Origin of the sequence: Longispora fulva (genome assembly GCF_015751905.1) — a bacterium.
In the GTDB taxonomy this organism is placed as follows: domain Bacteria; phylum Actinomycetota; class Actinomycetes; order Mycobacteriales; family Micromonosporaceae; genus Longispora; species Longispora fulva.
Genome location: NZ_JADOUF010000001.1, coordinates 231,727 through 244,869, shown reverse-complemented (window position 1 = coordinate 244,869; position 13,143 = coordinate 231,727). Strand labels below are relative to the sequence as shown.

6 protein-coding genes are annotated in these 13,143 nt (G+C 67.7%); all 6 read right to left on the bottom strand.

The features are described from left to right. Positions 1–15: 15 nt before the first annotated feature. Entirely contained in the window at positions 16–249 is a 234-nt protein-coding gene (locus IW245_RS01060) for an MbtH family protein (RefSeq protein ID WP_197001314.1), read from the bottom strand. A 67-nt stretch (positions 250–316) separates the two neighbouring features. Then, complete coding sequence (locus tag IW245_RS01055; RefSeq protein WP_197001313.1) at positions 317–1,702, bottom strand: MFS transporter; 1,386 nt, start codon at positions 1,700–1,702, stop codon at positions 317–319. A gap of 59 nt (positions 1,703–1,761) precedes the next feature. Then, positions 1,762–2,742 (bottom strand): amino acid--tRNA ligase-related protein, encoded by a 981-nt coding sequence (locus IW245_RS01050; RefSeq protein WP_233473215.1) that lies wholly within the window; start codon positions 2,740–2,742, stop codon positions 1,762–1,764. A gap of 92 nt (positions 2,743–2,834) precedes the next feature. After that, on the bottom strand, positions 2,835–4,253 hold the full coding sequence (locus IW245_RS01045) for an FAD-binding oxidoreductase (RefSeq protein ID WP_231398612.1): 1,419 nt from the start codon (positions 4,251–4,253) through the stop codon (positions 2,835–2,837). Beyond that, positions 4,254–11,867: a non-ribosomal peptide synthetase gene (locus tag IW245_RS01040; RefSeq protein WP_197001311.1), complete on the bottom strand. Its 7,614-nt coding sequence runs from the start codon at positions 11,865–11,867 to the stop codon at positions 4,254–4,256. It lies immediately after the preceding gene. A 23-nt stretch (positions 11,868–11,890) separates the two neighbouring features. Further along, positions 11,891–13,129: a condensation domain-containing protein gene (locus IW245_RS01035; RefSeq protein WP_267920139.1), complete on the bottom strand. Its 1,239-nt coding sequence runs from the start codon at positions 13,127–13,129 to the stop codon at positions 11,891–11,893. Between the last annotated feature and the right edge of the window lie 14 nt (positions 13,130–13,143).

Genomic DNA, 13,143 nt, shown 5'->3' with positions numbered 1-13,143 from the left:
CCCGTGCGGTCGTGGCTACTGGTCACCGGTGGACCGTTCCGCGGCCGTCATCGCCGCGGCAAGGCTGGCTGGCCGCATGTCCGTCCAGTTCTCGTCGACGTAGGCAACAGCCGCGTCGTGGGCGGCCGGCCCGAACACAGTCGTCCAGCCGGCGGGGACCTCGGCGAACGTCGGCCACAGCGAATGCTGGCCCTCGTCGTTGACAAGTACCAGGTAGCGGCCGTCAGGATCATCGAACGGGTTGGTCATCGTCGTCTCCCTGTCCCCTGTGGGTTGGTGTTCAAGAGGTTCGTGCGGTCCGGAGCCGCGGTGTCCGTCAGGCGGTCCCCGCGGCGGGGCTGTAGCTCGCCGGAAGATCCCGCTGCCGACGGATCGGACCCGCCAGCAGGATCAGCCAGCACGGCGCGATCAGGCCGGCCATGATCCACATGGTGGTGCGTGGCCCCCACAGGGTGCCGAGTGCCCCGCCGAGCAGGGCACCGATCGGGATGGTGCTGTGCAGCAGGACCATGGACGAGGCGACCACCCGACCCAGCATGTGCTGCGGGCAGTAGGTCTGCCGGAACGCGCCGAGTACGACATTGCAGGCGACGATCCCAGCCACCACGATCATCGCTCCGAGCGTGTACAGCACCAGCCCGGGGCCTTTGGTCGCCAACGGCATCAGCAGCGCGAACGGCGCGGTGACGAACTGGCAGATGAGCAGGCCCCGTGCGGTGCCCCACCGTCGACCGATCGGCCGCGCCACGAGAGACCCGAGCACTCCGCCGAGACTGACCGCGGCGATGAGGCCGCCGACCGTCGCGGCGTTCACACCCACGGTCTGGACCAGGAACACGATGCTGATCGCCTGCCAGCCGTTGAGGGCCAGGTTCACCGCGGCGCCGTAGAGAACGATCGGCCGCAGGTACGGGTCGCCGACGACGAATCTCAGGCCGATCGCGATCCGTCGGGAGAGGCTCTCCTCCCGGGTCGGCTCGACCCTCTCCGGTTCACGGGCCCTGATCAGCAGAAGGCACACCGTCGAGATCACAAAGGTGACCGCGTCCACGAGTGGTCCGACCGCCGCACCGAACCACTGTGCGATCAGGCCGCCGAACCCTGGGCCGACCACCCGGGTCGCGGCCTCGCTGCCGTGCAGTTTGGCGTTGCCCTCCATCAGCTCTGCCGGAGCGAGCACCGTCGGCACGTAGACCTGGGCGGAGGTGGAGAAGAACACGGCGGTGACGCCGATCACCGTCGCCACCACCAGCAGATGCCCGAAGGTTAACGCGTCGAGCCACCAGGCGACCGGCACGCTCGCCAATGTCGCGGCGGAGACGAGGTTGCAGACGACCATCAGGCGCCTGAGTGGCAGTCGGTCCACCCAGGCTCCCGCCGGCAGCCCGATCAGGAGCCAAGGGAGCCAGACCAGTGACGCCAGGAGGCCGACCTGGAAGGGAGTGACCTTCAGCGTGATCACCGCCACCAGCGGCAGCACCGTCGTGGTGATGGCGTTGCCGAACCCTCTGGAGGTCTCCCCCAGCCACAGTGCCCGGAAGTCCGGATGCGCCAACAGACCCCATCGTTTCCTCCACCGCGAGGAGGGGATGCGGTCCGCCGGGTCGGCGGTGGACACGGAACCGCCGTCCGCCACCCCCGCCCTCGACACACCGGTGTCGTCGGCGGGGTTCCTCGGCGCTGCGTCGGAGTCGTCGGTCATGGTTCCCATCTCTCAACTGCGGGAGGCCGACCCGGATCGGCCGGCGTTCTCGATAATGGTCACGGCCTGACGATGGCCGGCGGCCACCCGGGGGGCTCGTTCACCCGCGACACCAGTGGCATGTCCCGGATGTCATCGTGGTGCAGGACCCACATCAGGAACCGCTCCACCCCCATACCGAACCCGGAGGTGAGCATCCGGGACTCCTCACGCATCCGCACGTACCAGTCGTACTCGTCCTCCTGGACGTTGTGGAGCGCCATCGACTTGCGCAGCTGGCCCGGGTCGGAGTGCCGTTCACCGGAACCGACGACCTCACCCATGCCGAAGTACAGGTCGGCGCAGCGGGCCGTCTTCGCGTCGCTGTCGCCGAACGCCTGGTAGAAGGGCACCGCCAGGGCGTCGAAGTCGCGTACCCAGACGAACTCGTCCACCCGCTCCATCACGAGGCGCTCGCCCTTGCGGGTGAGCGTCCTCCAGTCCCCGGCGTCGCGCACGCAGCCTTCCACATCGCCGACCACCCGCACGGCCTCCTCGAAGGTGATCTGTTCGAAGTCCCGGTCGCGCCCGGCCATCCGCTCCAGGTGCGACACGTCTCCCCGGGCCGCCGAGATCCGGTCGCCGTGCTCGGCGAGGATCGCTCCCGCCAGTGCCTTGACGTACCCGTCGACATAGCGGGTCAGGTCGTTGAGCCCGCCCGGAATCTCGGCCTCACTGTGGGTGAACTGGTTGAGGTGGGCCTCGTCGGGGTTCTCCCCCCGAAAGGACGGCATGATCGTGTAGCAGCCGCCGGGCGCCAGACGGCAGCCGTACTCGAGCAGGAACTGCATCGAGTCCGGGAGGTACGTCTCGACGCCGGTGACGGTCACCTTGACCGCTTCGGAGTCGCTGCCCAGGGCGGTGGGGCAGGTGATCGTGCGGGTGGTCAGAGGCAGCCACAGGTTTTTGAGGCCACGCGACCTGGCATAGTCCATCGTCGCCCGCTGCACGGTGTCGTGCAGGTCCGCGATGAGCCTGTACCACGGAGAACGCTGGGCCACCAGGAATGCCTCCGGGTCGTTGCTCGCGAAGACTGACGGCGGACGGAGGGTGGTTGCGGTCGAACTGAGTTGTGGCACGGTCCTCTTCCTCTCTAACGTCGCTGGGAGCTGGGTGCCGGAACGATGTTTTGGTTACCCGCGAGTAGGTTGTCGGGGTCGTAGCGGCGTTTGACGTCCGCCAGCGTGCTGTAGCGGGACTGCCCGTAGACGTCGATGACCGCGTCGGAGGGCTCGTCCTGCAGGTAGTTCACGTAGGCGCCGCCGTACTGCCAGGGGGCCAGGCGCCGTACCCCGTGTCGGGACCAGTCGATGTTCTCCTGGTCCGCCGAGGATTCGGTCCACTGCGCGGACACCGTGTAGATGTAGGGCGCGTCGCGCCGGGGGAACGCCGAGTCGGCCTCCGGCACGTCCGCGATGGCGCCGCGCAGGTACTCGAAGTCGATGCATGACAACGGCGAACGCATCTCGTCCGCCGAGGCGGTCATCTCGGCGACGGGGTCGTCGGTCAGATCCGCCAGGTAGCAAGATTTCGTGAAGTACCGGTTGCCGTGCGGCTCGCTGTGGTCGCCCAACGCCTGGAGTTCCGCGTAGGGCATGACGCGGGCGGAGGCCCCCGCGGGCGGCGCCGCGTCGAAAAGCGGCCCGGTGTTCCCGGGCCCCTCGGTGGGTTCGCCGAGCCACACCGCAGTGAGGAACAACGCGGGGGTGCCCCGGAGTGCCACGGGGATCCAGGACTGTTGGCCGGCGTGCTTGAAGGCCCCGATGGTATGCAGATCAGAGGGCTGCTTCTCCGCGAACGTCCGGTACTCCCTGAGCGCCGCCGGCGCGTCCGCGAGGGAGTAGACCCCGGTGTGGAAGTACACCGGCCCGACCGGTCGGAGCCTGAGGGTGAACCGGGTGACGATCCCGAAGTTGCCGCCCCCGCCCCGCAGCGCCCAGAACAGGTCTGCGTGTCGGTCCGCAGCCGCCTCGACGACGGAACCGTCCGCGAGCACGACCTCGGCGGCGAGGATGTGGTCGCAGGTCAGTCCCCACTTGCGCCCCAGCCATCCGTACCCGCCGCCAAGGGCAAGGCCGGCGAGCCCCGTGTGGGAGACGACTCCCGCAGGACAGGCCAGATCGTGTGGCACCGTGGCGGCGTCGAGGTCGCTGAGCAAACAGCCGCCCTCCGCCACGGCCACCCGCTCTGCCGCGTCGACGGTGACGGCCCGCATCAACGACAGGTCGATCATCAACGCCGCGTCGGCGACCGCGGTGCCCGCGACGTTGTGGCCGCCGCCCCGCACCGTCACGGGCAGCCCCACCGTCCTGGCGTAGCGCAACGCCGCGCTCACGTCGCCGCTGTCCAGACAGCGCGCGATCAGAGCCGGCCGCCGGTCGTGCATGCCGTTCCAGACCCGGCGAGCGTGGTCATAGCCGGTTTCCCCCGCCCCCAGAAGTTCCCCGCGGAACGTCTCCCGCAGGCTCGCGAAAGCCGGATCGCGTCGAGGTCGGCCGTCGAAGTCGGTCATTCAGATCCCTGCCTCAAAGTCGGTCGGTGGGTGTGTCCCCGCCGGGTCGCGGCTCTCGGTCAACGCGGCGCCGAGGATCTCGGCTATCCGCGTCCTGGCCTTCTCCCCCATCGCCTCCTCGTGACGACAGTCGAGCTGGTACTCGGTGATCGTGTCGACGTAGGGCGACCACGATCCGGGCTCGGGGTGCAGCGCGGTCCGGCCCGCCGCGGCGGTCAGGAACACCGCTTCCAGCCGCACCGGCTGCGGCGTCCAGTCCGCGACGAGCCGACTGGCGTTCACCGCGACAGCGACCAACCGGGTGAAGGTCTCGTCGTCGAGCTCGAGTCCGGCGGCCGCCTCACGCCGCAGTCCGGCGAGGAAGCCGGTGAAGTCCGCGGCACCCGTCGCCGGGTCTCGCGGCTCCGTGACCAGCGTGTTCAGCATGCTGAACTCGTCCCACTGGGCACGGCTGGCGTAGTCCGGATAGGGCCACGTCTCACCGGGGTAGGCGTCCACCAGCGCGAGCAGGTCGACGTCCTCGCCGTCCGCCTGGAGCCGGCCGGCGAGCGCGTGCGCGATATTGCCGCCCAGCGACCAGCCCAACAGGCGGTAGGGGCCGGCCGGCTGCACCCGGCGTAGCTGTTCGAGCATCCGGTCGAGCATCTCCCCGACGTCACGGGGAAGCGCCCCTCCCGTCAGGCCCGGAGCCTGCAACCCGTAGACGGGTACGCCTTCGGGCAGCAGGCCGGCCAGTCCCAGGTAGCTCCAGGCGAGGCCTGTGGCCGGGTGCACGCAGAACAGGGGCTTGGGATCGACGCCCTCCCTGAGCGGCAGCAACAGGTCGAAGTCGCGTTGCGCGGTCTCCGGACCGCCGTCGATCTCCAGGACTCCGGCCGGGGTCGGATCCTGGAACAGGTGTCGGATGGTGAGGTCGACGCCCAACACGGAACGCACCCTGCTGATCAACCGCATCGCCAACATCGAATGCCCACCCAGATCGAAGAAACTGTCACGCACACCCACCCGCGACAACCCCAACACCTCAGCGAACAACCCACACACAATCTCCTCACGCGGCGAACGCGCCACCCCACCCGACACCAACGAACCCACATCAGGAACCGGCAACGCCCGAAGATCCAACTTCCCGTTCGCCGTCACCGGCAACACATCCACCACCACAAAAAACGACGGCACCATGAACTCCGGCAACACCTCACCCACCCGCCGACGCAACCCCCGAACATCCACCCCCACCCCGACATCCGCCGGCACCACATACGCCACCAGACGACGATCACCAGGCCGGTCCTCACGAACCACCACCACCGCCTGACCCACCGCCACATCCCGCTCCACAACCACCCGCACCTCACCAGGCTCAACCCGGAAACCCCGAACCTTCACCTGATGATCCACACGCCCCACAAACTCCAACTCACCAACCACGTTCCACCGCACCAGATCACCCGTGCGATACATCCGACCCCCACCGCCAAACGGATCAGCCACAAACCGACCCGCCGTCACCCCCGAAGAACCCACATACCCACGACCAACCCCCGCACCCGCCACATACAACTCCCCCACCACACCCACCGGCACAAAACCCAACCAACCATCCAACACATACGCCCGAGTATTGAGAAGCAGCTGACCGATCGGTGCCCGGGTCCGACGAAAGTCGTCGTCCTGGCGGATGACGGAGATGGAGACGTCATCGGAACACTCCGCCGGGCCGTACACGTTGGCCAGCGGGATGTCGGGGTGCCACTCGAACCACCGGGACACCAGGTCGGGCGGAAGTTCCTCGCCGTGCACGAGCATCCAGCGGAGGCCCTTGAGGAGATCCGTACCCCGGGAGTCCAGATCCCAGGCGTCGAGAAGCGCACGCAGGACCTGGGGGACGATCTGAAGCACCGTGACGCCGTGGTTCGCGACGCACCGCATCATCGCCAGCGGATCGCGGTTGGTGTCGTCGTCCATGATGTGCACCCGGCCGCCGGCGAGCAGCATCGTCAGGGTCTGCCAGATCGACACGTCGAAGGTCAGCGGCGCGTTGAAGGCCATCGTGTCGTTCTCGTCGAGCCCGTAGAGTTCGACCACCGCCGTCAGGTGGTTCGCCAGGCCCCGATGCGGAATGAGCGCACCCTTGGGACGGCCGGTCGACCCGGAGGTGAAGACGGCGTACGCGAGCGTGTCCTGCCGGTGGCCGAGCCGATGGCCGACCGCCGAGCCACCGTCCTCGCGTTCGTCGAGGGAGAACAGCGAGACCTCGTGCGTGGCTCCGGCCACGATCCTCTCGGCACGGGCGGTCAACCCGGCGGAGGCGAGCACGTGCCGGACGCCAGCATCCTCGAGCATCTGCCTGGCCCGCGGTTCGGGCGTGGCCGCGTCCAGGGGCATGTACCCGCTGCCCGCTCCCAGGACGCCGAGGACAGTGGAGACGTACCAGAGGCTGCGTTCGGACAGGATCGCTATCAGGTCCTCCGGACCGACTCCTTCGGCAGCCAGGGCTCGGGAAACCTGTTCAGCGGCATCCGCCAACTGTCGGTAGGTGAGGGTGCCGCCGGTGTCGGACACCGCGACGGCGTCAGGCCGCTCCGCGGCGAGCTGGCGCACCCGGGCGCCCAGGTCAACAGGCACCTCGGGGCGGAGCGGCCCGTTCCAGTCCACCAACAGCCGGTGCCGTTCGGCTTCGGAGAGCAGCGGGATCACACCGATCCGTTGGGCGGGATCGGCTACGACGGTCTCCAGCAGTCTGACGAGCTGGTCGGCCATCATCCTGACCGTGGACTCGTCGAACAGATCAGTGGCGTACTCCAACACCGTCCACAACCCGGCGGGCACGCCATCCGGGTCCCGCCGGTCCTCGAAGTCGATGGAGAGGTCGAACTTGGCGGTGTCCGTGGTCTGCCGCAACATCTCGACCTCGACCCCGGGCAGCCGCAGGGACTCAGTGGAGAATCCGTCATTGAGCGCGATCAGAACCTGGAAGAGGGGATGGCGGGACAAGGACCGTTCCGGGTTGAGTGCCTCGACGAGGCGTTCGAAGGGCACGTCCTGGTGCGCGTAGGCATCCAGATCCGTCCGACGGACCCGCTCCAACAACTCCCGGAACGTCGGATTCCCGGACGTGTCCGTACGCAACACCACCGTGTTCACGAAGAACCCGACAAGATCGTCCAACACCTCCTCACCCCGACCCGCGACCAGGGTGCCCAGCGGAAGGTCCTCACCCGCGCCACACCGGGTCAGCACAACGGCCACGGCGGCCTGCAACACCATGAAGAGCGTGCAGTCGTTCGCGCGGGCGAGTTCCAGGATCCGGCCCTGCAGCTCCGGTTCGATCGTCAACTCCACCGTCGCCCCACGGTACGTCGCGACCGCGGGTCGTACTCGGTCGATGGGCAGTGTCAGCTGCTCGGGAATCCCCTCCAACTCCCGCCGCCAGAACGCGATCTGCCCAGCCAACACACTCCCGGAATCACCCTCCGCCCCCAACAACTCCCGCTGCCACAACGCATAATCCACATACTGCACCGGCAACGGATCCCACCCGACAACCCCACCACCCAACCGAGCCCCATACGCCACCGACAGATCCCGCAACAACGGACCCAACGACAAACCATCACCAGCAATATGATGCAAAACCAACAACAACACATGCTCACCAGCAACAGCCCCACCCGACCCGCCAGAACCCCCATCCCCCACCGAAAACAACCACACCCGCAACGGCACATCCACCGTCACATCAAAAACACCCATCGCCGCCTCAGCGACCAAACCATCCAACTCATCCCGACCACACCACACCCGAGACACCACAGGAACACCCGAACCAACACCCAACACCCGCTGAAACGGCTCCCCACCCACCTCAGGAAACACCGTCCGCAACACCTCATGCCGACCAACCACATCACCCACCGCAGCACCCAACACACCAACATCCACCACACCCGACAACCCCATCACCACCGGAATGTTGTACGTCGGACCCGGCCCCTCCAACTGCCCCACAAACCACAACCGCTGCTGCGCAAACGACAACGGCACACACCCCGACCGAACCCCAACACCCAACACCGGACGCGACACAGACGTCTCGGCCTCCACCGCCTCCACGAGGCCCTCGACCGTGGGGTTGTCAAACAGGTGTCGGATGGTGAGGTCGACGCCCAACACGGAACGCACCCTGCTGATCAACCGCATCGCCAACATCGAATGCCCACCCAGATCGAAGAAACTGTCACGCACACCCACCCGCGACAACCCCAACACCTCAGCGAACAACCCACACACAATCTCCTCACGCGGCGAACGCGCCACCCCACCCGACACCAACGAACCCACATCAGGAACCGGCAACGCCCGAAGATCCAACTTCCCGTTCGCCGTCACCGGCAACACATCCACCACCACAAAAAACGACGGCACCATGAACTCCGGCAACACCTCACCCACCCGCCGACGCAACCCCCGAACATCCACCCCCACCCCGACATCCGCCGGCACCACATACGCCACCAGACGACGATCACCAGGCCGGTCCTCACGAACCACCACCACCGCCTGACCCACCGCCACATCCCGCTCCACAACCACCCGCACCTCACCAGGCTCAACCCGGAAACCCCGAACCTTCACCTGATGATCCACACGCCCCACAAACTCCAACTCACCAACCACGTTCCACCGCACCAGATCACCCGTGCGATACATCCGACCCCCACCGCCAAACGGATCAGCCACAAACCGACCCGCCGTCACCCCCGAAGAACCCACATACCCACGACCAACCCCCGCACCCGCCACATACAACTCCCCCACCACACCCACCGGCACAAAACCCAACCAACCATCCAACACATACGCCCGAGTATTGGCGAGCGGACGGCCGATCGGGACCATGCCGTCGACAGGCGCCTCGGTCATCGGGTGTCGCAGGGCGAAGGTCGTCGTCTCGGTAGGCCCGTAGCCGTTCACCACCGTGGTGTCCGTGCCGAGGGCGAGCACTCGGGACACCGCACGGGGGGACACGACGTCGCCGCCGGCCCACACCTCACGCAGGGCGCCGAGGGCGTGGGGCTCCTGTTCCGACATGACCTCGAACAGGGCCGCGGTCAGGAACGCCCCGGTCACCCCGTGTTCGACGATCGTCCGGGCGAGTGCCGACGGGTCCGACGATCCGGCTCCGGCCAGCACCGCCGTGCCGCCGGCCAGCAGCGGTACCCACAGCTCATAGGTCGAGGCGTCGAAGGCGAGCGGGGAGTGTACGAGTACCCGCTCGTGACCTCCGTTGTGCCAGCACTCGTCGCGGGCCAGATCCACCACGTTCTGGTGGGTGACCGCCACGCCCTTGGGCTCCCCGGTGGAGCCCGAGGTGAACATGACATAGGCGAGCGCACCGGAATCCAGGCCCAGCGCCGGACTGGTGTCCGGTGCGTCGGCCAGGACCCCGTCGTCGTCCACGACGACGATCCGGGTTCCCCGGGCACGCTCCCCCTGGAGGGACGCCCCCGAAAGGGTCTCGTGGTCCGTCACGATGACGGTCGCGCCGACCCGATCGAGGATCTCGCGGACCCGGGAGCCCGGGAAGTCGCCGGAGACCGGCGCGTAGGCCGCCCCGGACTTGAGGATCCCCAGGACGGCGACCGGCAGGTGTGGGGTGCGCTCCACAGCGACGGCCACCACGTCCTCCGGGCGAACCCCCAGCGCGACCAGGTGGTTGGCGAGACGATTCGCACGGGTGCCGAGTTCCGCGTACGTCAGCGAACCCTGGTCCGAGAGGACCGCGACGGCATCGGGAACGCGTCCGGCCCGCTCGTCGAACGCCTCGTGGACGCAGAGGTCATCCGGGCGTGGGACGGCGGTGTCGTTGAACTCCGTCATGACCCGGTGCCGCTCGGCGGGCGTCACCGTCTCCACCGCCCCCACGGTGAGTTCCGGGTCGGCTGCCACCTGCTCGAGCACTCGAACGAGTCTGGCCACGAGGTTCTCCACCGTCGACCGGTCGAAGATGTCCGTGGCGTACTCCAGGACGCCGGAGATTCCGTCCGGGGTTCCCTCCCCGGCGAAGGACTCCTTCAGGTACAGGCCCAGGTCGAACTTGGCGACCTCGGTCTGTAGCACCTGGGCCGGCCCCTGCAGTCCCGGCAGTTCGAGTGTGCTGGCGGCACCCGATCCGAAGGCCAGAACCACCTGGAACAGCGGGTGGTGCTGAACGGACCGTTCCGGGTTGAGTGCCTCGACGAGGCGTTCGAAGGGCACGTCCTGGTGCGCGTAGGCATCCAGATCCGTCCGACGGACCCGCTCCAACAACTCCCGGAACGTCGGATTCCCAGACGTGTCCGTACGCAACACCACCGTGTTCACGAAGAACCCGACAAGATCGTCCAACACCTCCTCACCCCGACCCGCGACCGGAGTACCGAGGGGGATGTCCTCACCCGCACCGGAGCGTGTCAACACCACCGCGACCGCGGCCTGCAACACCATGAAGACGGTGACCTGGTTCGCCCGAGCCAGCTCTGTGAGGCGGGAGTGGAGCTTACTGTCGACGACCACCTCGGCGGCTCCGCCCCGATGATCGGGAGCCCCGGACCGTACCCGGTCGATGGGCAGTGTCAGCTGCTCGGGAATCCCCTCCAACTCCCGCCGCCAGAACGCGATCTGCCCAGCCAACACACTCCCGGAATCACCCTCCGCCCCCAACAACTCCCGCTGCCACAACGCATAATCCACATACTGCACCGGCAACGGATCCCACCCGACAACCCCACCACCCAACCGAGCCCCATACGCCACCGACAGATCCCGCAACAACGGACCCAACGACAAACCATCACCAGCAATATGATGCAAAACCAACAACAACACATGCTCACCAGCAACAGCCCCACCCGACCCGCCAGAACCCCCATCCCCCACCGAAAACAACCACACCCGCAACGGCACATCCACCGTCACATCAAAAACACCCATCGCCGCCTCAGCGACCAAACCATCCAACTCATCCCGACCACACCACACCCGAGACACCACAGGAACACCCGAACCAACACCCAACACCCGCTGAAACGGCTCCCCACCCACCTCAGGAAACACCGTCCGCAACACCTCATGCCGACCAACCACATCACCCACCGCAGCACCCAACACACCAACATCCACCACACCCGACAACCCCATCACCACCGGAATGTTGTACGTCGGACCCGGCCCCTCCAACTGCCCCACAAACCACAACCGCTGCTGCGCAAACGACAACGGCACACACCCCGACCGAACCCCAACACCCAACACCGGACGCGACACAGACGACGGCGCCGACCTGGCGATCTCCCGGGCGACACCGGACACGGTCAGCACGCGAAAGAGAGTGCGGATGCTCAGGTTCGTGCCCAGCGCGGCGCGGATCTTGCTTACCAGCCGCATCCCGGAGAGCGAGTCGCCACCCAACGCGAAGAAGCTGTCGTACACCCCGACGCGCGGCAGACCCAGCACCTCGGCGAAGAGCCCGCACAGGATCTCCTCCTGCGGGGAGCGGGGCGCGCCGTCCAGCCCCGGGAACGAGGTGTCCGAGGTGGACTGCTGGCCGTCTTGCTGTCGTGACGAGAACACGAGTCTCCCCTTCGGTGTGGTGGTCACAGGTCGCTCAGGACGCGGGCCAGGCTGGACCGGAAGTCGGCCACGAGCATGTTCGCGAGTTCCTCGTCGAAGGCGTCGGTGGCGACCCGCAGGGTGCCCTCCAGATTGCCCACGGTGGCCCACCCGAACTCCCAGCATGCGGGAAGCTGCGCCCAGCGCAGCGGAACCGTGTGCGCGGTGGCGCGGATTCCGGGCAGCCGTAGCCGCGGTACCTCGGTGTCGATGTTGACCAGGTGCAGGAACAGCGGCGCGGTTCCCGGGACCCGCCGGATCTCCGCGGCCCTGAGGATCTGCGACAGCGGCATCTCCTTGTGTGCCATCGCGTCCCCGATCGCCTCCGCGTGCGTGTGGACGATGCCCCTGCCCGCGACACCCGTCCGCCACGAGGTCCTCACCGGCAGCGTGTTGAGCAACGGACCGACCGTCCGTTGCAGGGCATCCGTGTCCCGGAGCGCCACCGGCAGTCCGACCACCGTCTCGCGCGTGGTGTCCCCGTCGGACACGGCGTCGCTGACTGCGGCGAAAAGAACGGTCGCGGGGGACACCCGTGCCTCCCGGGCCAACCGCCGCACGCCCCGCGTGTGGGCCGCGTCGAGCCGCAGGGGGAAGTCGAGGATCCGGCCGCTGTCCTCCTCGTCCGGTTCGATCTCGCGGGGGAACGGCTGCGGTCGCACGTCACGCAACCGTTCCCGCCACCAGCTGTGGTCCCAGGACGTGACCTGCTCCCGAGCGGCGTGGTCGAAGAAGTCCGGCCCGCCGGTCGCGTCGGGCGTGCCGCCCCGGCACAGGGTCGCGTAGGCGCTGCCGAGTTCGTTCAGCAGCAACGTCAGGGACCAGCTGTCACCCGCGACGTGGTGCACGCAGATGCCGAGGTGGTACTCACCCGGAGCGACCGACACCAGCCGGGCGCGGACGGGAAGCTCCGCCGCCAGATCGAAGGGCACGTCCCAGAGGTCGCCCAGGGCGGCCGCCGCGTCCTCGGGCGACGCGCAGGTCACGTGCGAGAGCTCGAACTCGGCAGGCCGGTCGGTGAGGACCGCGACGTCCACGTCGTAGTGGGCGGACAGCGCCGGGTGCCGGCGAACGGCGTACCGGAATGCCTGCCCCAGCACCTCCTCGTCGACGGTGCCGGTGAGCCCGAAACGCAGGGGCATGTTGTAGATCGGGCGGTCCGCGAGCGCCTCGTGGGCGAGCATGGATCTTTGCATGTCGGAAAGGGGACGAGTAGTAGGCACGCTGCGACCGCCGT

What these genes read in the sequence shown, in the direction of transcription:
- IW245_RS01060 (WP_197001314.1), bottom strand. Translation starts at nt 249, where the DNA reads ATGACCAACCCGTTCGATGATCCTGACGGCCGCTACCTGGTACTTGTC.
- IW245_RS01055 (WP_197001313.1), bottom strand. Translation starts at nt 1,702, where the DNA reads ATGACCGACGACTCCGACGCAGCGCCGAGGAACCCCGCCGACGACACC.
- IW245_RS01045 (WP_231398612.1), bottom strand. Translation starts at nt 4,253, where the DNA reads ATGACCGACTTCGACGGCCGACCTCGACGCGATCCGGCTTTCGCGAGC.